Origin of the sequence: Arthrobacter sp. PAMC 25486, from assembly GCF_000785535.1 — a bacterium.
Lineage (GTDB): Bacteria > Actinomycetota > Actinomycetes > Actinomycetales > Micrococcaceae > Specibacter.
In genome coordinates, this window is record NZ_CP007595.1 from 543,667 (window position 1) to 568,918 (window position 25,252).

At 64.0% G+C, this 25,252-nt stretch carries 32 protein-coding genes; 17 read left to right on the forward strand and 15 right to left on the reverse strand.

Annotated features, from left to right (window positions below; all coding sequences use genetic code 11):
• Nucleotides 1–112: 112 nt before the first annotated feature.
• Entirely contained in the window at nt 113–439 is a 327-nt protein-coding gene (locus art_RS02605; protein WP_038462294.1) for a hypothetical protein, read from the reverse strand.
• On the opposite strand from art_RS02605, the gene art_RS02610 reads away from it, so the two are divergent.
• The 3 genes from art_RS02610 (at nt 438) to art_RS02620 (ending at nt 3,650) form a co-directional block, all read left to right on the forward strand.
• Entirely contained in the window at nt 438–866 is a 429-nt protein-coding gene (locus art_RS02610) for a GNAT family N-acetyltransferase (RefSeq protein ID WP_038462295.1), read from the forward strand. The two genes, art_RS02605 and art_RS02610, sit on opposite strands and share 2 nt — an antisense overlap.
• Before the next feature lie 67 nt (nt 867–933).
• A complete protein-coding gene (locus art_RS02615; RefSeq protein WP_038462296.1) occupies nt 934–1,557 on the forward strand; it encodes a maleylpyruvate isomerase family mycothiol-dependent enzyme in 624 nt (207 codons plus the stop codon).
• 215 nt (nt 1,558–1,772) lie between these two features.
• A complete protein-coding gene (locus art_RS02620; protein WP_253901456.1) occupies nt 1,773–3,650 on the forward strand; it encodes an MFS transporter in 1,878 nt (625 codons plus the stop codon).
• A 224-nt stretch (nt 3,651–3,874) separates the two neighbouring features.
• Here art_RS02620 and art_RS22840 read toward each other — a convergent pair whose 3' ends face one another.
• The 6 genes from art_RS22840 to art_RS02650 form a co-directional block, all read right to left on the reverse strand.
• A complete protein-coding gene (locus tag art_RS22840) occupies nt 3,875–5,509 on the reverse strand; it encodes a DUF1990 family protein (RefSeq protein ID WP_052135930.1) in 1,635 nt (544 codons plus the stop codon).
• Between the two features lie 75 nt (nt 5,510–5,584).
• Nucleotides 5,585–6,070: a hypothetical protein gene (locus tag art_RS02630; protein WP_038462298.1), complete on the reverse strand. Its 486-nt coding sequence runs from the start codon at nt 6,068–6,070 to the stop codon at nt 5,585–5,587.
• Nucleotides 6,071–6,254: 184 nt separating this feature from the next.
• Nucleotides 6,255–7,772: a hypothetical protein gene (locus tag art_RS02635; protein WP_038462300.1), complete on the reverse strand. Its 1,518-nt coding sequence runs from the start codon at nt 7,770–7,772 to the stop codon at nt 6,255–6,257.
• Nucleotides 7,756–8,409 carry an ABC transporter ATP-binding protein gene (locus art_RS02640; protein ID WP_038462302.1) on the reverse strand — a complete coding sequence of 218 codons (654 nt, stop codon included), beginning with the start codon at nt 8,407–8,409 and terminating at the stop codon, nt 7,756–7,758. Before art_RS02640 ends, art_RS02635 begins: the two co-directional genes overlap by 17 nt.
• Nucleotides 8,406–8,927, reverse strand: coding sequence for a helix-turn-helix transcriptional regulator (locus art_RS02645; RefSeq protein WP_038462304.1), 522 nt, complete (start codon nt 8,925–8,927; stop codon nt 8,406–8,408). The genes art_RS02640 and art_RS02645 overlap by 4 nt, the downstream gene beginning before the upstream one ends.
• A gap of 87 nt (nt 8,928–9,014) precedes the next feature.
• Entirely contained in the window at nt 9,015–9,881 is an 867-nt protein-coding gene (locus tag art_RS02650) for a trans-aconitate 2-methyltransferase (protein ID WP_038462307.1), read from the reverse strand.
• A 47-nt stretch (nt 9,882–9,928) separates the two neighbouring features.
• On the opposite strand from art_RS02650, the gene art_RS02655 reads away from it, so the two are divergent.
• From art_RS02655 to art_RS02665, 3 genes are all read left to right on the forward strand, one after another.
• The gene (locus tag art_RS02655) at nt 9,929–10,513 is read left to right on the forward strand and encodes a helix-turn-helix transcriptional regulator (protein ID WP_038462309.1); all 585 of its coding nucleotides are present in this window, start codon (nt 9,929–9,931) and stop codon (nt 10,511–10,513) included.
• A gap of 110 nt (nt 10,514–10,623) precedes the next feature.
• Entirely contained in the window at nt 10,624–11,574 is a 951-nt protein-coding gene (locus art_RS02660; protein ID WP_038462311.1) for a hypothetical protein, read from the forward strand.
• Nucleotides 11,574–11,963, forward strand: a complete 390-nt coding sequence (locus art_RS02665; protein ID WP_052136875.1) for a GntR family transcriptional regulator — start codon at nt 11,574–11,576, stop codon at nt 11,961–11,963. Before art_RS02660 ends, art_RS02665 begins: the two co-directional genes overlap by 1 nt.
• On the opposite strand, the gene art_RS02670 is transcribed toward art_RS02665, so the two are convergent.
• Nucleotides 11,960–13,117, reverse strand: coding sequence for a hypothetical protein (locus art_RS02670; RefSeq protein WP_038462313.1), 1,158 nt, complete (start codon nt 13,115–13,117; stop codon nt 11,960–11,962). The genes art_RS02665 and art_RS02670 overlap by 4 nt on opposite strands.
• Before the next feature lie 143 nt (nt 13,118–13,260).
• Here art_RS02670 and art_RS02675 point away from each other — a divergent pair, with 143 nt between their 5' ends.
• The 4 genes from art_RS02675 to art_RS02690 all read left to right on the forward strand — a co-directional run bounded on the left by art_RS02675 (nt 13,261) and on the right by art_RS02690 (nt 16,717).
• Nucleotides 13,261–14,511: a metallophosphoesterase family protein gene (locus tag art_RS02675; RefSeq protein ID WP_367643756.1), complete on the forward strand. Its 1,251-nt coding sequence runs from the start codon at nt 13,261–13,263 to the stop codon at nt 14,509–14,511.
• 132 nt (nt 14,512–14,643) lie between these two features.
• Nucleotides 14,644–15,198, forward strand: a complete 555-nt coding sequence (locus tag art_RS02680) for a cysteine hydrolase family protein (RefSeq protein WP_038462315.1) — start codon at nt 14,644–14,646, stop codon at nt 15,196–15,198.
• Between the two features lie 88 nt (nt 15,199–15,286).
• Nucleotides 15,287–16,261, forward strand: a complete 975-nt coding sequence (locus art_RS02685) for a DMT family transporter (protein ID WP_082000066.1) — start codon at nt 15,287–15,289, stop codon at nt 16,259–16,261.
• Between the two features lie 153 nt (nt 16,262–16,414).
• Complete coding sequence (locus art_RS02690; RefSeq protein ID WP_038462317.1) at nt 16,415–16,717, forward strand: hypothetical protein; 303 nt, start codon at nt 16,415–16,417, stop codon at nt 16,715–16,717.
• Between the two features lie 325 nt (nt 16,718–17,042).
• Here art_RS02690 and arr read toward each other — a convergent pair whose 3' ends face one another.
• Both arr and art_RS02700 read right to left on the reverse strand, forming a co-directional pair.
• Nucleotides 17,043–17,486 (reverse strand): NAD(+)--rifampin ADP-ribosyltransferase, encoded by a 444-nt coding sequence (arr, locus tag art_RS02695; RefSeq protein ID WP_038462319.1) that lies wholly within the window; start codon nt 17,484–17,486, stop codon nt 17,043–17,045.
• Nucleotides 17,483–18,100, reverse strand: a complete 618-nt coding sequence (locus tag art_RS02700; protein ID WP_038462321.1) for a dihydrofolate reductase family protein — start codon at nt 18,098–18,100, stop codon at nt 17,483–17,485. The genes arr and art_RS02700 overlap by 4 nt, the downstream gene beginning before the upstream one ends.
• A 119-nt stretch (nt 18,101–18,219) precedes the next feature.
• Here art_RS02700 and art_RS02705 point away from each other — a divergent pair, with 119 nt between their 5' ends.
• The 3 genes from art_RS02705 (at nt 18,220) to art_RS02715 (ending at nt 19,902) form a co-directional block, all read left to right on the forward strand.
• Nucleotides 18,220–18,855, forward strand: coding sequence for a maleylpyruvate isomerase family mycothiol-dependent enzyme (locus tag art_RS02705; RefSeq protein ID WP_038462324.1), 636 nt, complete (start codon nt 18,220–18,222; stop codon nt 18,853–18,855).
• Nucleotides 18,856–19,024: 169 nt separating this feature from the next.
• Nucleotides 19,025–19,336, forward strand: a complete 312-nt coding sequence (locus art_RS23245; RefSeq protein ID WP_367643757.1) for a VOC family protein — start codon at nt 19,025–19,027, stop codon at nt 19,334–19,336.
• 23 nt (nt 19,337–19,359) lie between these two features.
• Entirely contained in the window at nt 19,360–19,902 is a 543-nt protein-coding gene (locus tag art_RS02715; protein WP_038462326.1) for a GNAT family N-acetyltransferase, read from the forward strand.
• A 35-nt stretch (nt 19,903–19,937) separates the two neighbouring features.
• Here the strand turns inward: art_RS02715 and art_RS02720 are convergent, their stop codons facing one another.
• A complete protein-coding gene (locus art_RS02720; RefSeq protein ID WP_038462328.1) occupies nt 19,938–20,468 on the reverse strand; it encodes a hypothetical protein in 531 nt (176 codons plus the stop codon).
• A gap of 217 nt (nt 20,469–20,685) precedes the next feature.
• Here art_RS02720 and art_RS23250 point away from each other — a divergent pair, with 217 nt between their 5' ends.
• Complete coding sequence (locus art_RS23250) at nt 20,686–20,925, forward strand: HAD family hydrolase (RefSeq protein WP_157875110.1); 240 nt, start codon at nt 20,686–20,688, stop codon at nt 20,923–20,925.
• Between the two features lie 452 nt (nt 20,926–21,377).
• Here art_RS23250 and art_RS02725 read toward each other — a convergent pair whose 3' ends face one another.
• Nucleotides 21,378–21,869, reverse strand: coding sequence for a cupin domain-containing protein (locus tag art_RS02725; RefSeq protein WP_038462330.1), 492 nt, complete (start codon nt 21,867–21,869; stop codon nt 21,378–21,380).
• 76 nt (nt 21,870–21,945) lie between these two features.
• Here art_RS02725 and art_RS02730 point away from each other — a divergent pair, with 76 nt between their 5' ends.
• Together art_RS02730 and art_RS02735 are read left to right on the forward strand one after the other, a co-directional pair.
• Nucleotides 21,946–22,554, forward strand: a complete 609-nt coding sequence (locus art_RS02730; RefSeq protein WP_038462332.1) for a TetR/AcrR family transcriptional regulator — start codon at nt 21,946–21,948, stop codon at nt 22,552–22,554.
• A 252-nt stretch (nt 22,555–22,806) separates the two neighbouring features.
• A complete protein-coding gene (locus art_RS02735; protein ID WP_038462334.1) occupies nt 22,807–23,022 on the forward strand; it encodes a LysR substrate-binding domain-containing protein in 216 nt (71 codons plus the stop codon).
• A gap of 52 nt (nt 23,023–23,074) precedes the next feature.
• On the opposite strand, the gene art_RS02740 is transcribed toward art_RS02735, so the two are convergent.
• A complete protein-coding gene (locus tag art_RS02740) occupies nt 23,075–23,350 on the reverse strand; it encodes a putative quinol monooxygenase (protein ID WP_038462337.1) in 276 nt (91 codons plus the stop codon).
• Between the two features lie 98 nt (nt 23,351–23,448).
• Between art_RS02740 and art_RS02745 the strand changes: the two genes are divergently transcribed.
• Nucleotides 23,449–23,991 carry a hypothetical protein gene (locus art_RS02745; protein ID WP_038468407.1) on the forward strand — a complete coding sequence of 181 codons (543 nt, stop codon included), beginning with the start codon at nt 23,449–23,451 and terminating at the stop codon, nt 23,989–23,991.
• A 31-nt stretch (nt 23,992–24,022) separates the two neighbouring features.
• On the opposite strand, the gene art_RS02750 is transcribed toward art_RS02745, so the two are convergent.
• Nucleotides 24,023–24,730 carry an anti-sigma factor gene (locus art_RS02750; RefSeq protein WP_052135931.1) on the reverse strand — a complete coding sequence of 236 codons (708 nt, stop codon included), beginning with the start codon at nt 24,728–24,730 and terminating at the stop codon, nt 24,023–24,025.
• Entirely contained in the window at nt 24,727–25,236 is a 510-nt protein-coding gene (locus tag art_RS02755; RefSeq protein WP_038462340.1) for a sigma-70 family RNA polymerase sigma factor, read from the reverse strand. The genes art_RS02750 and art_RS02755 overlap by 4 nt, the downstream gene beginning before the upstream one ends.
• Nucleotides 25,237–25,252: the final 16 nt, after the last annotated feature.

Genomic DNA, 25,252 nt, shown 5'->3' on the forward strand with positions numbered 1-25,252 from the left:
GTGCACGTGATCCCCGGTGGTGGATATTTCAACCTCGACGGCGGTTGCGCCCGCTGCGTGGCGCAGGCAGTTGGTCCGCGACTCCTGGGCATTCCGACATTCCGGTACACGATTATGGCAGGCGCCGTGTCCGACGGGAGGGGAAGGACCCCCTGGCCAGCGTGAAGGGCAGCCCCGCACTGCGGGAGACGTTCGCCGACTCACTCAGCGACGGCAGGTTGTGCCCGCTCCAGTTCAGTTGCAGGTCCAGGCCGGCATTGTCGATGTGCAGCAGCTCCAGGATGCGGCGCATGTCTGCGAGCGCCGTGCGTTCGGGGCGCTTTTGCCAGCGGCGGTGGACGCTGGCCAGGGTTGATGTTTGGGGCGTGGGGCGTGCCGGATTGCTGGAAACTGTTGTTCGTTGGCGAAGCTGCGTGCGCAGATGGAAGACTGGGGCCATGACCCATGTGGATGACTTTGACCTGATTGCCGGCCCTCCCGCGCTCGCAGACTATCTGCGCCTGCGCCAGGAGTCGGGCTTGTCGCAAAAAACGCCAGAGCAGGCTGCGGGGGCTTTGTCCGGCAGCTGGTTCTTCTGCCACGTGCGGGAGGTTGCATCGGGCCGGACTGTGGCCATGGGCCGGGTTATTGGCGACGGAGGCTGGTGCTTCCACATTGCCGACATGGCCACCCTGCCTGAATATCAGGGCCGCGGCCTGGGGCGGCGGGTCATCGACATGCTCGTGGCACACATTCGTGGGCATGCCCCGGAAAACCCCTACATCACCCTGATTGCCGACCCGCCCGGGCGGCGCCTGTACGAAAAGGCCGGCTTTGGCGACATCAACCCCTCCCGTGGCATGGAGCTGCCATGGGTGCGCCCCTGAGGCGACATCACTTCGACCGACAACCCGTCAGCTGGCAACACCAGATCTGGCTGGAAAGGAACCCTCCATGGATCTTGAGAGCAATCCCCAGCGGGCAGCCGAGCTGGTCCGCGAGGCACAGGTCCGCCTCATGCGCCGGGTGGAACAGTTGGACGACAGTGACATGCGCTCGGCGAGCGCCCTGCCCGGGTGGAGCGTGGGCCATGTCCTGACGCACCTGGCCCGCAATGCGGATGCGCACGCGCGGCGCCTAGCCGGTTCGCTGGTGGGGGAAGACGTGCCGAAGTATGAGCAAGGACAGGAGCAGCGGGCCAGTGAGATTGAGTCCGGGGCCGGCCGCCCCGCCGCGGAGATCCTCGCCGACCTCGCGGCAAGCCAAGGCATGATCGAAGATATATTCGAACAGTGTTCGGCTGCTGGCTGGCCCAACGGACACTTCCTCGGCGGCGGCGATTATGGGGTAGTTGACTGCCCTGCGCACCGGCTGCGCGAGGTCGAAATGCATCACGTGGACCTCGGACTCGGCTACACGCCCCTGGATTGGCCGGAGGAGTATGTTGACTGGGATCTGACGGTACTGCTCGCCAGCACCTCCAGCCGGATGGGGTCGCCCGATACCCGCCGGGCGTTCATGGCGTGGCTGGCCGGGCGCGGCCCGCTGGATCCGGATACCTCGCTAAAGCCTTGGTGACAGGGGCCGCCCTCCTGGAATGGTTGGCCCGCCCGGAGGGGCCGCCCTCCTGGCGAGGCCGGGCGCCGTCGTGCTTCATGGGAGGCGCAACCGGAAGGTGCCAGCGAACTGTCAGTCAACTTTCAGTGCCGCCGAGCCCCAACGCGACTACCATTAATAGTTAGCAGAGGTAACTAATTCCCCTGCCCCAGATCTATTCGAGGGGGCTGGCAGGCGTGCTTCAGGCCAAGCTGCAGGGTGTGGACAGAGGGTCGGACCGGAGAACCCGGGACCTGGCCAAGCCGCACTACAAGTGGATCGTCCTTTCCAATACCACCCTCGGCGTGCTTATGGCATCCATCAACGCCTCCATCTTGCTGATCGCGCTGCCCGACATCTTCCGCGGCGTCGGCATCAATCCGCTGGCCCCGGGCAACACCAGCCTGCTGCTGTGGCTGATCATGGGCTACATGGTGGTCACGGCCGTGCTGGTGGTCAGCTTTGGCCGGCTGGGCGACATGTACGGCCGTGTGAAAATGTACAACGCCGGCTTCGCCATCTTCACGGTGTTCTCGATCCTGCTGGCGGTCACGTGGCTGCAGGGCACGCCAGCTGTGATGTGGCTGATCGTCATGCGCATCCTCCAGGGCGTGGGCGGGGCGATGCTGATGGCCAATTCAAACGCCATCATCACCGACGCCTTCCCCGTGGACCAGCGAGGCCTGGCCCTGGGGCTGAACCAGGTGGCCGGCATTGCAGGATCGTTCCTGGGCCTGATCATTGGCGGGCTGCTCGGCCCCATCGACTGGCGCCTGGTCTTCCTCGTCTCGGTGCCGGTGGGCATCTTCGGCACCGTCTGGGCCTACCTGCGACTGCACGAAACTGGCACGCGCCAGCCGGCGCGGCTTGACTGGTGGGGCAACGGGACCTTCGCCGGGGGCCTGATCGCTGTCCTGGTCGGCATCACCTACGGCATCCAGCCCTATGGCGGCCACACCATGGGCTGGACCAACCCGTGGGTGCTGGCAGCGTTGGTGGGCGGCGCCGTCGTCCTGGGCATCTTCGTGGTGGTGGAGCTGCGGGTGGACGAACCCATGTTCGAACTCTCCCTCTTCCGCATCCGGGCGTTCACGGCCGGCAACCTCGCCAGCCTGCTCTCCGCCATCGGCCGCGGCGGGCTGATGTTCATTCTGATCATCTGGCTGCAGGGTATCTGGCTCCCGCGCCACGGCTGCAGCTTTGTTGACGCCCCGCTCTGGGCAGGCATCTACATGTTGCCGCTGACGGCCGGCTTCCTCGTGGCCGGGCCCATCTCGGGCGCCATTTCCGACCGCCGCGGCGCCCGCCTGCTCGCTACCGGCGGCATGGTGGTGGCCGCGCTGAGCTTCGGCTGGCTGCTGCTGTTGCCCGTGAACTTCGACTACTGGACGTTCGCCCTGGCCCTGCTGCTGAACGGCATCGGCATGGGCCTGTTCGCCGCGCCCAACCGCGCCGGCATCATGAACGCCCTGCCGCCCAACCGCCGCGGCGTGGGTGCGGGCATGAGCACCACCTTCCAAAACTCCGCCATGGTGCTCTCCATCGGCATCTTCTTCTCCCTCATGGTCACCGGCCTGGCCCGCACCCTGCCCGCCACCTTGAATGCCGGGCTGAGCGCCCATGGTGTGGCCGCGGTCGACGCCGGACGGGTCGCCAACCTGCCCCCGGTCTCCGTCCTGTTTGCCTCACTGTTGGGCTACAACCCGGTCCAGACGCTGTTGGGTCCGGCCGCGCTGTCGCAGCTTCCCCCGTCCGACGCCGCCTACCTCACCGGTCGCGGCTTTTTCCCGGCGCTCATTTCCGGCCCCTTCGCCGACGGGCTGACCGTGGCATTTGGCTTCGCGATCGTCGCGTGTTTGGTTGCGGCGGTGGCCTCGGCCCTGCGCGGCGGGAAGTACGCGTACGGGGACGGGTCGGGCGCCGGGTACGGGGACGGGAACATGAACGCCGCCGGCGTGGGAGCCGATCATGCCGCCATCGTGGCCGGCTCAGCTGTCTTGGCCGCGTCTGGTGCGCGAGATCGGTGGCAACCCGCAGCGTCTTTCCCTCCACAGCACCGAACCCGCCCAAAATAGTGGGCTCGCTCAACATCGGACGGTGATTGCGCAAAAAGACGGTTGTCTACCACCCGCTTTTTACGCAAACGGCGTCCCTTTTGCGATTGTGGTGCCCAAACCGGACGGATGACCCCGTTCCTGCGGCCCGAACAGTCCACGTGAAAGATTAGAACACTAATTCGAACACCGATTCGAACGCGTTGGCAGCGTCGGTGGCGTGTGGGCCCGATTCCGGTCGTTCCTTAGTGCAGCGCTCGCAGGTAGCGTCTGCGTACGACTTTCTGGGTGATCATCAGGAGTGGAAACAGGGCCCGCCACGGCTGCTGCGGTGCTGCCCGCGTGAGTGACCGGATGGTCAGGTGCACCTCCTCGCCAAGGCGGTGCACGATGAACGCCTCCTCGCCACTGACGGGATGCCCCGGCAGGGTGCGATAGGCGAAGCCGACCCGGTCCGGCTCCTCCACCAAGGCCACCACCTCCACCGGCTCAACAACCTTGACGCCGAGGAAGCTGGCGGTGACGTTGACCTGGTCGCCTTCGGACACAGGCCCGGGTGTGTCCACCGTAAAGCCGCTGCGCGTCTTCACCTTCCAGCGCAGCACGTCGGCTGAAACGCGCTGCCACAGCTCCTCGCCCGCACCCAGTCTGGCCATTTCGGATGACACCCGGTAGCCGCTGTGGTTGGCGGACCAATCGCTGCGGGCCGGCATGGTCAGGCTGCGCCGCCGTTCTCCCTGTGCCGCCCACCCCGGTCCATCCTGGTCCTGCAGCCACGTCTGGCGTGAGGTGGGATCGCCGCTGACATCGCGGAGCCAGTACGTCGCGTCCGGGTCCCAGCCCGCCAATACGCTGGCACGGCCGTCGTCGACGGGGATGACAACACCCGCCGTTGTCAGGTAGCCGCCCATGGTGAGGTGCACGCCGTCGTACTTCTCCTGGAAGCGGGACCAGTCAGGCATGACCCATGAACCGATCCGCCCGGTGGTGCGGTACCAGTCGTGGCGTTTGGCGGCGGTGACCTCCAGCGAGTGCTCGCGGCACAGCTGCGCCCATGCAGCGGGGGAGTCGATCTCGAAGATTCGCGCACCGTGCGGCGCGTGCAACTGCTCAATGGCGGCTTCCGTTTCGCCGAATCCGTCCTCCACGAGCCACAGGCCCGCAGGACCATGGGCGCCCAATGAGCGCGTGCTGCTGGCCAGGCCCGACGGCGGCCGGGACCACCAGGCGCCGCTAAAGTTCGCCGTGGGGTCACTGGGTCGGTCCGTGGCGGAGCGCAGTTCCTCGGAATTCACGTCCAGGCGCCACTGCTCGAGCGTCTCCGCAGCGCCCTTGCGCGCCGGAGGGGGACGGGGCGGATCGTCAAAAAACGTGACTGCCCACTGACCGGCCGGATCCGTGGGTGGCGTCCACCATTGCGTATGGGGCGAGTCCGCCAGCAGCTGTGCGAAGCGGCGGAGGGCGCGGCGCATTTTTGGTGTCGCGGCCAGGACGTCGTCGCCATCCGGTTCCTGCCAATAGCGTGCCGAGTTCACGGTGGAACACAGAGCTTCGAGGAGACCGGTCTCGGTGAGCAGGGGGAGCGGCAGAGCGTCAAGCAGGGCCGCCACCTCATGGGGAGTTGGTGTGGGCAGTTCGGCATCCGATCCGGGGCCGAACATGACAACAGATCGCCCCCGGCCGGGGTCAAGGTGGTAGGAGGCGTAAAACCGGGCCATGCCAAAGTCACTCTGGCCGGCTTCCACGGAAGCTGCCGTGGCGGCCATGTCAGCTAGCTCGAGGCACAACCGCCTGCCGCGCGGTCCGGCAAGCAGCGCTGCGGGATCCAAGTCAGTGGGATCCAGATCAGGCGGGCCCGGCGTGGCGGGTGTTGGTGTCATGGGCTCAGCCTACCGGCGGGGCGGTCGCGGCCAGGGGCGTACCTCTTCGGGCTGAAATCGTCAGGCGTGCAGTGTTCAATCCAGCTGCACCCGGCAGCTCTTGCCTGTCAGATCCCCGTTGACGGTGAACTCGATGGTGAGGTGTTTGACACCTGCGGGCGGTTCCGGCACAAACGTCCAAGAACCGTCCCAATCCGTGCCGGTCCCTGCCCACTGCCCGCCGACACAACGATAGTCGGTGTCGTGATTGTCGGTGATGACGGGCTTGACCGCACTCAGGACCACCTGACCCGGCATGGGCGGGGGAGAGCCCGCTTTGCCCTTGCCGTGCAGCTTTTGCTCGGCGTCCCATGCCTCGAATGCTTCAAGGTAAGCGAGGTCCCTGTGCTGAGTCTCTAGATTCCTGTTAGCCTCAAGCCCGATCCTGACGCCGCGCTCGCCCGGTTTGGCGCCGTGATGTACGGGTGCGTCAGACGTCAGCTCAACACCGGCCAGCCGTACATCCACGCCCTCGTTGCTCGCGACGATCAGGTCCCCGGGTGCCCACACGATGACTGTCATAAGAGCAGCCTATCTGCATGCCGGGTGGGCGGATCCAGAAGCGGAGATTCTTTTGCAATCTCTGAAATGACGGTTGTCCACGTGAACCGCCCATGCAAGCATGAGTCCGCCTCGAGCTGTCCCTGCCCGGCAACACCCGCACGGCAGTTGGGGCGATCGGGCCGCTGCCATTAAGGCAGGGATCTCACTGGTTGCGCATCCTGCGCCGGGTCATGACGAGCATTGCTGCCTCCGCGCAGCCCAAGAAGATGGCGGTCCCGATTGGCGAACTGTTGGCAGCCAGGGCCACAGTCACTGCTCCAACGGCAGTTGAAATGAGCAGTGCGTCGGCCTGCCATGCCAGGACTGCGATTGTTGACATGTCCCCGAATTGGGTGGGCATGGGAGTAAGAAGCGTTAGCGGCAGCTGCCCTTTTATGCTGTCGTAGGCGCGGACAGCGACCAAGACCAACGGCACCGCCGCGGCTGCAAGGCTGATGGGTGCTCCCGCCACTGCGGCACAACCCGCCGCAATGGCGGTGCACATCAGGGCCCATGACGCAGGAAGCAGGGCATGGAGGCCGTACAGCTGCGGGGTGGAATAGCCGTAGAGCGCAGGAGCCGACGCTGTTTCCGCCGCGTGTCGGAACCCGTCACTGAAAACACCCGCGGCCATGTAGCACAAAGAGGCTCCCAGTCCACCGTACAGCCACGCCGGCGCCACTTCAAGAATCGGTGCGAGAAACAGCAGCAGGTTGCCAAATACCATGGATATGGTCCCGGCAAGTGCCCTGTAGGGGGTGCGCCACACACCGACGAAGTCACGGACGATGAAGCGGAGCGGCACAGCGACGTGCTTCACGGCTTGCCACGTCCGGCCCCGACGAGGCGGGACCCGATAGTTTGCCAGCGCCGCATTCGCATCACCCAGCCATGCAAACGTCCCGGCGGCCTGCCAGTGGTGTGCTTGTTCCAGCAGGGCGGTTCCTGTGAGTGAGTTCAAGAGCCGGGGGACCCCCGATGCCGCTACCCCCGCAACCGCTGCGAGACCCACCAGCGCCCACTGATTCCCTGCCTCGCCCGACGGCCAGAGGAGTCCAAGCCATCCCCACGGGGAAAAGTCCGTAAAAACAGGGACAAGCCAGGCAAACAGCACGACAGCCAAGAGTACGGTTGGCAGCCGTCCCGAGTTTTGCTCGTGCCGGGCCTGCCCTGCCAACCAGGCAACGCCACCAAGCACGCTGAAACATGCAGTACCCGCCACGAAAGCAATGCTCTGCAACGCCGTCGAACTACCGGTCGACAGGAGTACTCCACCAATAGTCACGGCGGCACCAACCAGCACTGCCATCAGTCCAAATGCAGCAGCCAAGAATGGCCGCAGAAGGGTGCGGCTCCGGGGCAGGTCATTGCCGGCAAGTGCGGCGGTGAAGAAGGGTGCGAGCAGTGCTGGGCCTCTCAGGGTGCCCAAGACCGCCAAACCAACCAGCATCATGCCGCAGGCAACGCCCGCAATCTGTCCCGCCGCCGGATCCGTGAAGAAGAGAAGCACCTCCGGCTCTGCCATGGTCAACGCGACTGCACGCACCCATGGGAAGGCCACGGCACCAAGCAGGAGCACGCCAACATAGATCGCATAGCTGACGTCCGCGGCAGTTTTTCCGTCACCCCGGAGACGGTACATCTGGCGGACCGTGTGCAGCCGTTCAGGGATGGTTGACATATGCAGCCTGGGTCAACGGCAGCTGACGGTCACTGACGTGCTCAATCAGAAACTTGCTGTGGCTGGCAAGCACAAGGGTTTTCCCGGCATCGGCCAATCCCCGCAGCACACCGGCGACCAATTCCAGCCGGTCAGGATCCAGCCGCTGCTCGGGCTCATCCAGCAGCAAAACATCAAAGCGGCGCGAGAGAGTCAGAGCGAGTGCAAAAAGTTGTGTTTGCCCGGAGGACAGCTCGTGGGGGTACCTGTCGTGCAGCCCGGTTATCCGAAGCTCTTCGAGGAGACGGTCCGCGGTGTCTGCGGCCTCAGAAATAGTGGATCCCCACGAAGTGGCGACGAGCATCATGTGCTCCCGCAATGTCAGGTTGCGGGCCAGGGGTGGCAACCCGATCAAAGCTGCGACTCGGGCCCTAAACGTCCGGTTTCGATCGTCGGGGACCTCTCCGGCAATGGCCACGGCCCCAGTCGAGGGGGAGGTAAGGGCTGCCAGCACGCGCAGCAGCGTGGTCTTCCCCGATCCGTTGGAACCAGTTATTGCGAGGGCTACGCCTGTACCAACGGTGAAGCTGACAGGCTGGAGCAGCACGTAGCTGCCGGCCAGCACGCTGACATGGTCTGCTTTGATCAAAGGCGTCATGCGTTGGGAGTTCCCGCCGCCAGCAGAATGGCCAGCAAGGGGACGATACGCGATGCCGGGACGTCGAATACGCCGCGCCTGGGGCTGGTCAGCCATCCTGAGGCAGTGAGCTCCTTGAGGTGGTGATAGACCTGTCCGCTTGTTCCGGCGTCGACCTCTTCCGCCAGTGCGGCAGCACTGGTGGAACCGTTTAGTACGGCCTGCAGGATCCTCAGCCGCACGGGATGCCCCAGCGCTGAGAGCCGTTCCGCCTGCTCACTCCAATCCTCAGCGAACAGATCAGGGCCCGTTTGGGCATACTGCCATCGAACCAAACTGCCTGCCGGGGTCGCCACACTGCCGGTATAGAGGACTGCGCCGTTCGACGCCCGGGCTTCGAGTCCCTGGAGGGCCCACAGGCTTTCACTCATGTGGTCAGGCAGGGGTGCGGCAACTTGAGCCTCGCCCTGCCGGGCGGTGAGTTGAGCGACCGTTTGTTCCAGGGCAGCCAGCCGTTTTTCGAGATCTGCAAAAGACATAATCTGATTATACGTAATTACGTAACATCTACAAAGTAGCGCGATGGGCGCCGTCCCCAGTAGGTCATTGCCACCTGATGCTGGCGTCTACGCCTTGCGGGCGGCCCACCCTGTGCGGTGCCCGCGCACCTCAAGGTCGGAGCGGCGTTCCAGGGACTCCGGGCCGTCACCCAGTAGCAGCTCCAGCGACGCGAGGTCGGCAGGAGCGGCGGTGCCTGCGAGCGCCGAACCCATCCGCCCCAGGAAGATGCGTCCATAGCGGGCGGCGAGTTCCGGCGTCGTGCTTCCTGTGGTGGGGAAATGGCGGCGTTCGACGGCGAATCCGGCACGTTCCAGCCCTGCTGTCCACTCGGGATACTGGTTCCAGCCGTTGCTGGCCAGCGTTGCGTGCAGGCGGGATTCCAGGCCGGGCACGACGGCGGACCCCTCAGGCGGTGTCTCGGGAAGGAAGCTGGGCAGACTGTCCATCTCGACAACGATGAGCAGGCCGCCAGGATTCAGCGCCTCGAACATCTCCGCCATGGCGCGCTCCGGGTCGGTGAGTTCGTGGAGCGAGGAGGAAGCCCACATGAGATCGGCCGTTGCGCTCGCAGGCCAAGCCTCGTCGAGGTCTGCCTGCAATCCAGCCACGCGGCCGTCAAGTCCCTGCTCCGCGGTCGCTTTGAGGGCGTTATCTAACATCTCGGCGGATTTGTCGAGCGCGGTGATGTGGGCGTCGGGGAAGCGGCGGGCCAGTGCGAGGGTGCCAACGCCGGATCCGGCACCAACGTCAATGATGGAAGCTGGCGCCTTCACGGCAAGGTCCCCGGCCCATGCCGTGGCCTCGTCCAGGTAGGAGCCAAGGATGCGGGCGTCAAGGTCGAGGGTCTCCGCCAGTTCCGCGCCGCTCGCATGCGCATGGCCCCCGCCGTGGCCGCCGTGTGAATGTCCGTGGTGTTGTGCATGTGCTGTCATGCTTCCACGATAGCGACTTGGTGCGTAGTGCGCATAGACTATTGCGTATGACGCAAGAAACCGATGTTGATGCCTTAATCCGCCAGCGCATCCGCAGCCTCCGCATGGCCCGCGGCTGGTCCCTGGAGAACCTCGCCGGCCGCTGCTCCCTCAGTCCCTCAACACTGAGCCGCCTCGAAACCGGCCACCGGCGCATAGCGCTCGACCAGCTGGTCCCCATCGCCCGAGCATTCGGCACCACGCTGGATGCGCTGGTGGAATCCGCCGGCGACGAGGACGTCGTCATCCGCCCCCAGCCCGGGCACTCCCAGGGCCTGACCACCTGGATACTCTCAAGCGAGGACGGGATGTACGGCAAAACCGTCGCCAAAATGCGCATCACCCCCGACCGCCCGCCGGAGCACGGTGTGCACCCCGGCCGCGACTGGTTCACCGTTCTGGCCGGCATTGTCCGCCTGGAACTGGGGGAGCGGACCATCCTCGTCCACCCCGGCGAAGTCGCCGAGTTCTCCACCATGGTCCCGCACGCCATCTGCGCCCACGAAGGTCCCGTGGAGATCCTCAGCATTTTCAACCACGACGGCGGACTCGCCCACCTGCACGGTGGGCCCCACCCGGGCCACACGGCATAACTGTCACGGCTGCCCGCGGCAGCGGGCAGGTGATCGACTCATTTAAAACGAGGTAGGCTCCGGAGTTGTTGTAATGCTACATTGATACAGACCTCAATCAAAGGAGTGCAATGCCTTTCGAATCGGTGCTTGATTGGATTGCGATCGGTTTTCTCGTCGCGGTTTTCAGCTATCGCCTCATTACCGTGCAAACCGCCAGATACCAGCAGCAGCAAGTCTTCATGTTTGCGCAGCGGGTCGGGCTGCCAATCGGGACCGAACGCATTAACAATTCGCTCCGGCGCAGGCTCTTTCGCAGTTCCAATGCTGCACTGCTCGGGGGATTGGCAGGCGGACTGGTTGCTGTTGGTGTGCACACTTTCCTGCGTACCAACGGACTGCCCTTCACTTTCATGTGGTCAATCGCCATCCCTGCCGTCTTCGTCGGCGTGACGACCTTCGATGTAGCGCTGACGCTGCGCGATTCGCTCTTCGGCCGGCAACCTGACACGCCGCGCATGGCCAGGTTGGAGGCGGTCACGCTCGCTGATTACACCAGTCCCACCAGGCTTCGTGCGGCCCCTGTCCTCATGGCGTTGGCTGCCGGGCTGGGTGTGGCGGGCGTGGTGCTGGGAGCCATCGGTGTGATTGACGTGGACAGCCTGTTGCGCGGACCTGCCCTGCTAATTCTTGTTGCTGCTGCCGTAGTTTTTGGCATCTGCACCGTCATGGCGCGCAAGATACTTCAACTGCCACAACCGGCGGCTGACACCCTTGAACTGGCCTGGGACGACGCCATCAAAGCTGACGTGATCCGCAAACTAGGCCTGCTCGCCTCGGTCATGGCCTGGTTGGCCGTCTCGGGGATCGGCATGGGCATCCTGGACGGGTTGGACGCGACCGTGCCAACCACCACGGGCAACGCCCTGGGACAAGCGATCTCCATGTGCGGCTACTTCGCAATCTTGTTCACATTCAGCTACGGAAGGTCCTTCAACTGGTTCCGGCAGCGTCTGTGGCCCAATTTCACGTTCCAGCCCGGCAACCCGGAGCCGTCCAACAGCGGGCTGGGCCAGTCATGATGCTGAGAGTGGACCCCCGCTCAGCGGTTCCTCCATTCGAACAAATCCGGGTGCAGGTCCTGGGCCTCATCCACCACGGAACCCTCAAACCTCAGACTCGGCTACCAACAGTCAGGAAACTGGCAGCAGACCTTGGTCTCGCCCCCAACACTGTGGCGCGGGCCTACCGGGAACTGGAGCTGAATGGTGCCATTGAAACGCGGGGTCGGCACGGAACCTTCGTTTCGGCCCATGATGACCCCGTGCACAGGCAGGCCCAGAAGTCTGCGGAAGAGTATGCCCACCAGATTCGAGCCTTGGGATTGGGCCACCAGGACGCCCTCGCCTTCCTTAGTACCGCCTTCGGGGAAGGCGTGCTGGACAGGGAAGCCGGGGCGGGCAGCGCTTAAGCGCCCTGCGCCAGCCGCAGCATCGCGTTGCGCAGCGGGGTCGGCACACTCGTAATATCCGGTATGTCTGCATCTTCAAAGTCGGTGGGCTTGTTCTCGCGAAGGAGGGCGGCGCCGTCGTTCTTCCAGTCAAAGCCAGGCTCGGAGAAGGCAACCCGGTAAGCCTGGTTGACGGTGTCCGGGAACTGCTCGGCCAGGTCCGCAATGACATGGGCCGGGACGGAATCGTCGTACATGTAGTCGCGGATGCGCTCGGCACCGACGTCCTGTGACGTGGACGGCGGGACGCGGTGAGCCTCCCGAGCCACGCGGTAGCCAACCAGGAATGACGTCGACTTCACCGGGTGGTGGAACAACGCCACGTCCCCCGCCTCACGCAACTCCGACGGGAAATTGCTGTCCGGAGCAATCTGCTTGCCAGTCCGGGGAGCAGAGAGGTCGGCAGGATTTTTGATGGTCAGCTCCGTGTTCAAGGTCTCCATGAACGTGCGGTAGCTATCAATGGTTTCAGCGCCGGTGCCGAGCACCACATGCGAGCCGAATGTCCCTGTGAAGACTTCGTGTTGCTCCCTGACCAGGGCGCGTGCGCTCTCAAGCTTGTCAGGGTTTCGGAACGGCAGTCGGGGGATCTGCTGGAGCAATTTCACCGCGAAGTCCTCAATGACGGGGCGATCTGCCGGCTTGAACAGGCTCACATTGCCGCTGATGGTCCAGAGCTCGCCTGTGGGGACCACGCGCAGAATGCCGAAGCCGCCGCGCACGGCCGGGCTCGAAGGGTCCACGCCGGCGGTTGCGTAGGTGCAGTAGTCCATCTCGTCAAGGAGGTTGTGCAGCAGGAGCTCGGCGCCGTTGCTCTTCTCAACGCGGAATGCCCCGAACACGTTGCTGTCCCGCCACGCCTCGTACACGGCACGGTCTTGTGGGGTCAGGGTCTTGTTGGTGCGCAGGTACCGGTCCAGCAGTGGTTCTCGGCCGTCGCCGCCCTCGTAGAGCAACGACTCCACGGCGTCAGTCAACTTCTCCATGGAGCCACCCTGCAGGCTTGACCTTTGACGGATTGCGGCGAGCCGCTTGGCGAATCCCGGAGAGAGTGCGTAGTCAACCAGTGCCGTCTTGAGCCGTTCAACCTGGTCCAGCGTTGCGTCAATGTCCATCGCACCATTGTTTCGCAAGTCTGGCCGCTACCTGCAAATCGCCGAGAATGCCACCGGGCCGGCGGGACGTTCACCTCTTGTTTCCGCACTGGCGGCCCTGTGTAGGTGAACCGGCCACACTGGCCTTCTACTGTCTTTCCGGAATGCAGCCCGAAACGGGCATCAACATTATGGAAGAGGCAACAGTGACGGAGAACACCAGCCCAGCAAAATTCAGCCGCAGGACGGCACTGGCTGCAGGGACACTGGGCGCCTTGGGCCTCACCCTCGCAACGGCCACGGCGGGCACCGCCGCGCCCGGCGCGAAGGCACCCAAGCCGACGCTGGAATTCCGTGCCGACGGCACCTTCAAGGTGGTCCAGTTCAATGACACCCAGGACGACGAGCAGACCGACCGCCGCACCATCGAGCTGATGGAAAAGACCCTGGACCAGGAGCAGCCCGACTTTGTGGTCATCAATGGCGATGTGATCAACGGCGGCTGCGACAACGAACTGGAAGTTCAGCAGGCACTGAACCACGTGGTCGGCCCCATGGAAAGCCGGCAAATCCCCTGGGCCGTAACCTTCGGCAACCACGACGAAGACTCCGCAGCCCTCAGCGGCATGACAGAAGCCAAGATGCTGGCCTTCCTGCAGAGCTACGAGCACAACAGCAACGCGGACAACATCGAGGGACTGACAGGCACCTCCAACACCCAGCTGCTCATCCAATCTTCCAAGGCCAAGGGCAAGACACCGGCGTTCGGCCTGTGGCTCATCGACTCCGGCCGGTACGCACCGGAGCGCATCGACGGCCAGGACTTCTCCGGCTACCCCACCTGGGACTGGATCCGCATGGACCAGGTCAGCTGGTACCGCGAGCAGTCCATCGCCACGGAACGCAAATACGGCGCCAAGATCCCCTCGCTCATGTGGGGCCACATTGCCCTCCACGAACACCGTGCCATGTGGTTCGACAGCATCGACTCCCGCACGGACACGGACCACACCCGTGCCCTCACCAAGCACAGCATCGTTGGCGAGCGCAATGAAGACGAGTGCCCCGGCCCTTTCAACTCCGGATTGTTCAACGCCTTCCTGGAACGCGGCGACGTGAAGGGGTACTTTGTGGGCCACGACCACATCAACAGCTATGTGGGCAACTACTTTGGCGTGCAGCTGGGCTACGCCCCCGGTGCCGGCTTTGGCGCCTATGGCCTGCCCGGTGCCGACCGCAACCGGCTCCGCGGGGCCCGAGTCTTTGAGCTGGATGAGAACCACCCCGGCATCTACAAGGACACCCGCCTTGTCTTCGCCAACGACTTCGGCATCGACCTCACGGCCAACCGCCAAACCACCGTACCGGCGCTGCCCATCAACACCGGCAAGCCGGGCAAACCAGGCAAGAAGTAGCCTGGCCAAATTCATCACGCCTGATCCGAGCACCCGCCAGGTGTTTCCAGCCCGGCGGGTGTTCACTTGCCGGGCGCACCGGCGTAGTGTGTTGTGCGGCACCCCCGCCGCACACCCATGAACAGGATTGTCATGACCACCCTCCCAGGCCGCCCGAACACAGCACTGCTGGTCATCGATGTCCAAAATGACGTCGTGGCCGATGCGTACCAGCGGGCGCCGGTTGTGGCGAACATCCAGTCCCTGGTAGCCAAGGCCCGTGCCGCCGGAACCCAGGTTGTCTGGGTCCAGCACAACGACGAAGACCTGTCCCAGGGATCCGAGGCATGGAAGTACATTCCCGAACTGGTCCGCCTCGAGACCGAACCGCTGGTGCACAAGTCATTCGGGGACTCCTTCGAAGGCACGGACCTCGAGGAGGTCCTGGCCCGGGGCGAAGTAGGCGCCCTGGTTGTGGCAGGAGCCCAAACCGACGCCTGTATCCGCTCCACCATCCATGGCGCCTTCACCCGTGGCTACGACGTCACCCTCGTCAGTGATGCCCACACCACCTCTGACAACAGCGAATGGGGTGCACCGGGGCCAGAGCAAGTCATCGCCCACACCAACCTGTACTGGCAGTACGAGGACGCCCCGGGGCGCGCAGCGGCCGTCGTCGCCACGGAGGATGTGCACTTCAGCGTTTAAGCACGACGCCGGACCTCGCCCGGGTGCCGCACCTGGCCTTGGCTCCGGGCTGCTTTGGGCCGTCCCAACGTCACCTAGGATGTTGTAAATGGTGCACACCGCGCGTCGACCGCGCCCACTTTCCCTGAGCCGGCCGGAGCTGGCCCTGCTCGCCATCACGGTGTTGTGGGGCGGCACCTATCTCGTCATACACCTGGCCATGCGGTACAGCGGCCCCATGTTCTTCGTCGGCATCCGCTTCGCCGTGGCAGGGCTGGCCGCCGCCCTCATCTTCCACCGCGCCCTCCGCGGCATGACACGTGCCGACCTTGGCGCCGGCGCAGCCATCGGGGTCATGATCTTCTTTGGCTACGGCCTGCAAACCGTGGGTCTGCAAACCATCAGCAGCAGCACCTCGGCATTTCTCACGGCGCTCTTCGTCCCGATTGTGCCCTTCCTGCAATGGGCCGTGTTCCGGAAACGGCCCCACATCATGGCTTTCGCCGGGGCTGCCCTGGCCTTCGCGGGGCTGGTGCTTCTCGCGGGACCGGGCGCCCTCCAAGTCGGTCTGGGTACCGGCGAAGTGGTCACCCTGCTGAGCACAGTTGCCATCGCCGCGGAGATCGTGCTGATCAGCCTCTTCGCGGCGAAGGTGAACTTGGGCCGGGTGACAGTGGTGCAGCTGCTGGTGTGCAGCGTCCTGGCGTTTGTGGCCATGCCTGCCACGGGGGAAGTCGTGCCCACCTTCTCCTGGGTGTGGCTTGCGGCCGGGGTCGGATTGGGCCTGGCGAGCTGCGTCATCCAGCTGACCATGAACTGGGCGCAGAAGTCGGTGGACCCCACACGGGCCACCATCATCTACGCGGGGGAGCCCGTTTGGGCAGGTGTGATTGGACGCCTCGCGGGGGACCGGCTGCCAGCCCTGGCACTGGCCGGGGCAGCCCTGATTGTTCTTAGCGTGCTCGTCAGCGAACTCAAACCGCTGGGACGGCCGCCTGCCGGGAACTCGAGCACCGCCGTCGACCTGGGCAGTGCGGAGAATCCCGGTCCGGAAACGGGCCGGGAAGAGGGCACCCGGAAGTAGTTTCTCGCGCCGAAACACCCGGCATGGGCGATAGCATAAAATCTTTGGTTCGCTTCGCGGATCACGGAAGGTGTTGCCACAGCGGCGGCGGCCCTGGCCGTCATTGATGACCAGGCGGGCACCCTGGTTATTGTTGACAACCAGCTCAGGACCTTGGCTGTCCACCCGGCACTGTTCCGCGATGACAAGAAACTGCTCCAACTGCTCAACACCCCTCTGTCCGGCGTGCCGCGCCCGGCATGCAAAAGCACCGTGGAGATAGAGCAGCTGCAGCGGCCCATCCGTCGCAGCAAGCGGGCCAAATTCTGGTGGATTGCGGTGCCTGCCGCGGTGGCCGCCATCACCGTCTCGGGTATGGACACCGTGCCGGCGACGGCTGGGCGCCCCGGACCAGGCGATGGGGCAGGTCAGGTTCTGTGCCGGCGGCGACACGAAGGCCAAGGACCTCCCGCCTGAGACCCAGCGCAGCGTCTCGCCAGCAAATTTCATGGTCTGCAACAAGGGCCAGAGCATTGTTGATTTGATCGACAGCGGCCAGCAGTCGCGCGAGGTCACACTGCGGGAAGGGGAGTGCACCACCGGTACCCCTACGGAGAGACGCCGAAAAGGTAGACGCACTCAAGGCGGACCAGCCCGCCTTGGATGCCCAGAAACCGGATCCGCCATACTCACCGCCTTCACACTTGCCGGGTTACGATCTGGGACATTGCCGACGCGCGGCTCAGGGTTGTCAGGGCGAGTCGACGCTGACAGATTTGGTGTGTTGGCCCGGCCTGTGGGCTCAGTCGTCGATGACAGCGGCACCCCGGCGCGTCAGATCGGCGAGCTGATCGTGCATGGCCTGCAACGTGACGGGAGGGTGCCCCGTCCAGTTGGTGAGTTCCCCAATGACCTTGACCGGTTCCCGGGTGCGGTAGGACCGGGTCGGATTGCCTGGAAATTTCTTGTCCGTGACATTGGGGTCGTCTTCCACGGAGCCCAGCGCTTCCACGATGTAGATTCGTCCGCGGCCTTCGCCAACTGCCAGTTCGGCACCCCACGTGGCCGCATCCAAAGTCTCGGTCACGTAAATGTGGTTCGCAATCCTGCCGCCGGCGAAATTTGAGCGGCGGCCCGGCTCCAGCAGGTCACCCACGGTAAGATCCGCCTTGGTGCCGTGCAACAGCCGCCCCGACCCATCTGCCTTGAACGGTTCCGGCCTGCCCAAAGCGCTTGCCTCCGTCATGTCATCTCGCCCATGTCAAAGCCGGTCACCGGGACCCCTGCCCGCTCGTAGACGAGGGCGACGGCACCCTTGGGAAACGCTGTTGGCGGGTGCACCAGGCTGAAGGCCGCCGGGACGCCGGTGCCGTCGGCAAACAGCCGTTTCCCGGATCCGAGGATTAACGGATAGAGGAAGAAGTTCAGCCTGTCCGCGAGGTCCGCTTCAAGCAAGGACCGGACCAGGTTGCCGCTGCCGACCACGTGCATGTCGTGGAACTGGCCCTTCAATGCGGCCACCAGCGCCATGTTCGACAGCGCCGTGGTGCCTTCCCACTCCGGGTTGGTCATTGTCCGCGAAACCACGAACTTTGGCAGTGCGTTGAATTTTGCCGCAATGGGGGTGCTGTCGCGCAAGGCCGGCCAGTAGCCGGCAAAGATGTCGTATGTTTTGCGGCCCAGCAGCAGGGCATCCATCCGCTCAATGCCGGCAGTGATTGCCGCACCCGCTTCGGCATCTGAAGAAGCCGCTTGCCAGCCTCCCAGTGTGAAACCACCGCTGCGGTCCTCGTCCGGAGCGCCGGGTCCCTGATACACGCCGTCGAGGGTTAAAAACAAGTCCACGGAAATGATGCCCATGGCGCACTCCTTGGTCCAGTAACTGCTGTCCGTTGCCGAGTCTACTCCCGCGGGAAACTGCAGGGTAGAACTCGAACAGACTGATTGCGACCAGGGTGTCGTCATGGTTAAGTTGAGCCATGACCAGCTGGCGCGCCTCCACAATCTGGCCTGTCGTTCATGATGAACGCAGGGCACTCATTGATGATCTGCAGGAATTGGAAGCCGGAAAGTGGGAGCTGCCATCGCTGTGCGGCGGGTGGGACGTTCACGATGTGCTGGCCCATCTAGTCGACACTGCGACGACGACGCGGTTGAGCTTCATCGCACGCATGGTGGCTTCCGGATTCGACTTCGATCGGGACAATGCCGTAGGGGTTGCACGGGAACGCCGGGAGACTCCGCAGGCAACCCTGTCGACCTTTCGCGACGTGCTTTCACTCACCAGCAGCCCGCCCGCACCGGTCGCGACCCGGCTGGTGGAGGCGTTCGTCCATGGTGAGGACATTCGGCGCCCGCTCGGGATCAAGCGTGAATACCCCTCTCTCCCTGTCGCTGCTGCATTGAAATTCCAGCTCGGGTCCTCCATCAAGATGGGCGGGGGCAGGGAACGGGCCAAAGGCTTACAGTTGGTGGCTTCGGACACCGATTTTGTCTACGGCGACGGGTTGGCGGTTCAGGGCGCGGCCATCGCCCTGCTGCTTGCCGTGTCGGGACGGCCTGTGGATGCACACGAGCTGTCCGGACCGGGCGCGGCTTCTTTATTGAAACGTTGACCTGATCTCACGCATACTGCGTTTTGACTATGTCGGCATCACCGTCGCTGACCCCCAAGCAGTTACTGCGTTCTTTGTTGGGCTTGAGGTCGAGGGCGGACCGATGTTCCTGGAGGGCGATTTCCTGGACACCGTGTGTGGGATCCCCTAATCCCGTACGGAAATAGTCATGTTGAAGGAGCCCGACGGCGGCACAACAGTGGAGCTGTCGCCTTTCGTCCGCCCCAACCACACCGCGGGCTCGGCAGCGATGGCCCACGAGCTGGGCCTGCCCAGCCTCGTCTTTGAAGTGGACGACCTGCGCGCAGTCGTCGACCAGTTGGCTGCCGACGGTTACAGGCTGGTCGGCGGCATCGGCGAATACGAAGGTGCTTGGCTCATGGCCTATGTGTGGGTCCGGAGGGGATCATTGTTGCCCTGGCGCAATGGCTGCGCTGACCCCGGCGAATTTCCGAACGTTGGGGCGATCCCGGCGCAGTAGCTGTCCGCCGGTATTCTGGGGGAATGCCGCAGTCGATCCAGCTCAGTGTAGATGTCAGCATGCGCATCCTGCGCCCGGGTGATGCGGCCGCGGTGGCTGCTGCGCATGTGCGCAACCGTAGCCATCTCTCACCATGGAATCCGATTCATCCTGCAGAGTACTACGCCGAGGAATGGCACGCAGCCGACATTTCCCGCCGGCTGGCGGTCCATGAATCCGGTGACGGTTATCCCTTTGGCCTGTTTGCCGGAAGTTCCTGTGTTGGCCGGTTCAATCTGGCAGGCATCGTCCGGGGCCCGCTCCAAAGTGGCGTCCTGAGCTATTGGGTGGACAATGAATATGCCGGACGTGGCCTCGCCTCGGCGGCTGTAGAGGTGGTAGTCAAAAAGGCGCGCGAGCAAATCGGGCTGCACCGCATCGAAGCATGCACACTGCTGCACAATATGGCCTCACAAAGAGTGCTGCAGAAAGCCGGGTTTCAGCAGATTGGCGTGGCGCCACGATACCTCCAGATTGCCGGCACATGGCAGGACCACAATCTGTACCAAATTCTCCTGCACGACTAGGACGCCAAACCCGCAGTCCTGGAGCCCTGCCGCCGTTAGCTGCTGAAAACTTCTTCGTTGATGCGTGCGAGCGAATCAGCGTCGGCCGCCACTTGAACTGTTCCGCCGGGCAACACAAAAGTTTGAATCGTCAGGTTGGCTGGCAGCGGATTCGATTTTGCACGGGTGGCGTTCCGCGGCTCATCGGTGACGGCAACGACGTCGAACTTCACAGGCTTGCCCAAGGAAATATCGGTTCCGGACATGGCTTCCTGGAAGACGAGCTGGCCCCGGCTGCACGTGGCGGTGCCACCGGCCCACAGGTCGTCGAGAGATCCGGGCCGGGAGCCTGGGCGGCGGACGTGGACCAGGATGCCCTGCGTCGCCAAGGAGGCCTTCTGTCTTCTGTCATATCGGACCACCAGGTAGAGGAAGCCGGCACTCATCACGGCGTTAATAAGTATTCGGAGAAGTGCGTCTGACCACGTGGTCCCGATGACCACGGAAACCCACAATTGAGCCGCAATAAGCACTGTCAGGCCGCTGAGGGCCGCGCTCACGCGGTGTTGCTGGATCCAGTCCTTCATGGCGGGGCAGTCCTTTCCTGAGTCGAAGATGGGCTGCCATTCACGATACCAAAGTCGCTGTGACCGGACGGTTAGTCTGGGGAGATGGGCATTCGAGTTGTTCTCTTGGACTTGGACAACACCCTGTTCGACCATGCCTCCTCCGTCCATGTCGGTTTGAAAAGATTGATGCAGGGCTATGGGGTTGACGTCCCCGTAGCCCTTGCCGCACAGTGGTTTGAAATCGAGGACGCCGTGTACAGCCGCGAAACAGACTCTTCGGCGCCTCAGGGAACTGGGAGTGGCTGTTGGTGTTCTCACGAACGGAAATCAGCAGCAGCAGTCCATGAAGATTGAGAGGATCTGCATCGCACAGCTCCTTGACGTGTTCTCTAGTTCCGAAAAGCTGGGTAGTGCGTATCCGGTTAGCCCAGGCTCTCCGGGTGGTGCCGGGCCCTTGTGCCACGATTTCCCGTAAGGTCGTTGGGTCATGGTGTGCTCCGAGTCCGAGAGGCTTTGGAATGCTGACATGGGCCAGTGGCGGCGGTTGTGGCGGAACACGAACCCGACCGCGCCGGCACCGCGATGCCCGATGCCCGATGCCCATTGCCCATTGCAATGGTGCCGCGCAGCAAGGAGTTGAAGGTGCTGGCGGCCCAGTGAACGTGCGCCATGAACACGCGTGGTGCCTCCGATGCGTCTGGCTGCTCGTTGGGAGCGCGGAATTCCTGGGCATGTTGGTGTCATCAGGTGCGCCGCCCAAAACCAACATTGCAGGGCAGGTGTGTTTTGTGAGCCACTGTCCCGGCAGACAGACAAGTTGGGTGATGGCACCATGGACATTCCCACAATATCCGCGCCGAAACAGCTCATGCCATGTGCCAGTCACACGCAGACAGAGAAAACCCTGAGGTGCAGGCGCTCCGATCGTTAGTCAAAAGGCGGCGGCCCTACAATGACGATTCCGCCGTTGAGCCTGCCCGATTCTGCGATGCGCTCGAAATCGACCGGACCAGTGGCCGCGTCGTCAGTTGGAAGTGGCGTGCTGGCGCCCAGATAGAAGGCTTGCGCGTTTCCGGGCGTCTGGAAACACAGGAGGCTGGTGTTCTCGGCCGTGACCTTGAAGGCGTGGGGTTGGCCGCGCAGCGCCATGGCCAAACCCCCTGCGCCGACGCGCTGTTCAGCCCCATCAAGATTCATGAGGATCTCGCCGGAGAGGATGTACAGGGCCTCATCCGTATCTGGATGAATGTGCATGGGTGTCAACTTGCCGCGCTCCAGGGTGTCGGAGTAGATCAGTGAGGCGCCACCGGTCTCTTCGGCCGTGGCCAGCCAGGTGTGGACGCCCCCTCCATAGAACCACCGCCGCTCGCCTTCCCCGGCTTGGCGGATGAATGATTTGCTCTGCTTCTTCGTGTCCATGGGACTCGCCTCTTTGTTGGGTTCACGAGGTTATGAGACTGCTGTCTCATAACGAGACTGAGGTATCATGAATCACATGTCAACCCCTTATGTGGAAATCGGCCGCAGCGGTCAGAAGCGCCGGACCCTCGATGCCTTGGTAGGTGCTGCACGGGAAATGGTCGCGGCTGGCAAGACGCCAACCGTGGACGAGGCAGCTGTGGCGGCCGGGGTAGCCCGAAGCACGGCCTACCGCTACTTCCCGGGGCAGCGTGAGCTCTTAGCGGCCGCCCACCCGGAGACCGCGCTGCATTCCATGCTGCCGGACAACCCGAGCGGCGACCCCGCGGAACGGCTCGACGCCGTCGTTGTCAGGTTCACGGACATGATTCTCGAAACGGAAGCACAGCAGCGGACCATGCTCAGATTGTCACTGGATCCCGCGTTGCCTGGCGACGACCTTCCGCTGCGGCAGGGCAGGGCCATTCCGTGGATCACGGAAGCTCTCTCGCCGCTGTCCGGCAAAATGAGTGAGACCGAGCTGCACCGCCTGGTTCTGGCAATTCGCAGCGCGATCGGAATTGAATCCCTGGTCTGGCTGACGGACATTGGCGGCTTGTCCCGCGCAGAAGCCGCCGCGTCCATGCGCTGGAGTGCCCACGCGCTGCTGCGACAGGTTCTTGAAACGGGCCCGCCGCATTGGTGACCGGCAGCGCGGCTCTCGTATTGTGCGAGGAGCAGGCGTCGTTGTCGCAATGGTGCAGCAGGTCATACCATGGCCTTGCCGTCAGTCCGCTCCGGATTCCGTCCCAGCAGTTCGATGCTCGGCAGACGGGCATTGAACTCCTCTGGCAGGGCGTTCATAGTGCCGTGCGAGGCATTGCAGCTGCCGCCGGGCAATGTTCTCTTTGTCGGCGATAATTTCCAGGTGGACATCGATGGGGCGTGAGAATCCGGCGTGGCGGGAACCGAGGCCCGAATCTCGCACCGCAGCAACGAATTCTCCGTTGCAGCCGCCGTGGTTGCCGCCAGTGACTGCGTTGCGCTGATGCCCCGCTACACCACCGATAGGCTCCACCACCCGGACCTGGTGCTCCTGCCGATTACCCGGTTTGCCCCGGGACGGCAAATCGACTGCCTGGCCCGCCAGGAAACCTCGAACGGGCCAATGTGAAGACGGTCTTGGCTCACCTGAAGTCCATTGCCGGTGTTCTCGCCGGCGCAGATCACCCGGTGACGGAGTAGTTCCGCTTGATGCCTGCCGTTGCACAGCCCCACTCGCTGGCCGCGACCCGCGCCTGGTGGAGCTCAAAGGCAACGGCGTCCTGGAACCGTTCGGAAACATCCCACACGAAGGGATCGTCGGTTTGGGCCACCTCGAAGGAAAGGCAGCCCGGCTCGGCACGCGTCAATTCAATGTGACGGGGCAGGTGCTCAACCACGGCGGCAAGCTGCTCGGGGCCGTCGCATAGCAATTCTCCGGTCAATACGGTCTTGTCCATTAAGAAGATCCTGCCATGTGTGAACCGGGCTGGGCGCCATCTCGTGTGCTGTGCATGGAGCCATCTCCGGTTCCACGAAGGCAATGGGAGAAGCGGTCATGAAAGCCAAAATTGGATTCGCCCTCAGCGCGCTGGCGCTGGCGGCCCTCACGGCATGCGGCAGCACCGCCGGACCGGGCGGAATTTACAACGCCCCTGGGAATTCTGCCGGCTCATCTGCCCCATCTCAAGCCCAATCCGCCAGCGGCGCTCTGCACACAGCCAGCACGTCCCTGGGCACCATTCTTGTGAACGGTGCCGGGATGGCGGTCTACTTCTATGACCAAGACAAACCCAATGAAGCCGTCAGCGCCTGCACCGGCCCCTGCATCAGCCTGTGGCCCGCGGTGACCACAACCGCGGCCACGCCAACCATCCACGGTGTTACCGGAACCGTCGGCACCATTACCAGCACGGACGGTGCCAAGCAGGTCACCCTGAACGGGCTGCCACTGTACACCTACGCTGCCGACAAGAATCCGGGGGACACCTCGGGCCAGGGATACGGCGGCATTTGGTGGGTGGTCGACGCCAATGGAGCAAAGGTCATGTCCGCACCGGCAGCCACTTCTGCGCCGGCACAGGTCGGCAGCGGTTACTGACCCGTTTGGGCACATTGGCAGCAGATAAGAATCACGGGACCGCGCTGAGGAGCGTGGTCCCTGTGCTGTCCCGGATGTCCAGCCGCGCGATGGAATGCGCCGGGCGCCCGGTGGTCGCAGTCGGCGAGACATCGCTGCCCGGCCCCGCAGTCCAGCTGGCCACGGTAGTTTCCACCCCGGCGGTGGAGACCATCACCAGCACATAGTCCTGGCCTCCCGGGCTGCCCGCGTACAGCGAGGCCGGGGCATACGAGCAGTGCCAGTCGATCTGTGTGCCCCACGGAAAACTGGCCAGTGTTCCCGTGGCCGTCATGCCGCGCTGCAACATGCCGGAAAAGGTGAGCTGGACGCTGGAGGAGGCACTGCTGATTGCCAACGGTGGGGGAGAGGTACTGGTGTCGAGCGCGGTGGTGATGGCCGCCGTCGTACCTGCCAAGGCAATGGCGGCAGCCGCTGCAGCCAGCACAAACTTACGACGGCGGACGGCCACTTTCGCGGCCAGCCCTGCATAGAGCGGAGCAGGTCCGGTCACTGTCGCAGGGGTTGCTGACAGGGCAACGGCAGCGTTTTCCCCACGGGTCAGGGAGAGCCATCCGGGCAGTCCGGACAGCTCCGAAACCTGTCGCTGGCACCGCGGGCATCCGGAGAGGTGCGCCTCAAATTCACGGCGTTCGGCCGCGGACAGGGAGCCAAGCACATACGCGCCGTCCCACAGTGCGTAGGGGTCGGAGGCTGTCATCGCCCGCTCACCCCTCTCTCTTCCAACGCCAGCCGCAGCGCCCGCAGGCCGTAATGCAGCCGAGACTTGACGGTGCCCTCGGGGATGTCCAGCGCCGACGCAATCGACGCAGTGTCCCGCCCGCCGTAATAAGCCTGCCGGATCACCTCGCGGTGCTCGGGGCTGAGGGTCTCCAGGGCATCGCCCACCAGCCAGGCATCAAGGACCCTCTCCGTCTGGTCGTCGGCGGGAAGCTCAGGCAGCTGGTCCGTGCCGAACTCGTGCCGGTGCCGGGCGCTGCGCCAATCGTCGATGACGAGGTTCCGGGCCACGGTGAACAGCCAGGCACGCAGCGCGGCCGGCTCCCGCGCCAAGACCTCAGGATGCTGCCACGCCCGCAACAGCGTCTCTTGGACAACATCCTCGGCCTGCGCCCGCTCATGGACCAGCCGCATCACGAACCGCCAGAGCAGCTGGGCGTAGTCGCCGTGCAACTCCCGCAATGCCTGTTGCTCGTCCTGGCGCATTCCCACCTCCTGACGC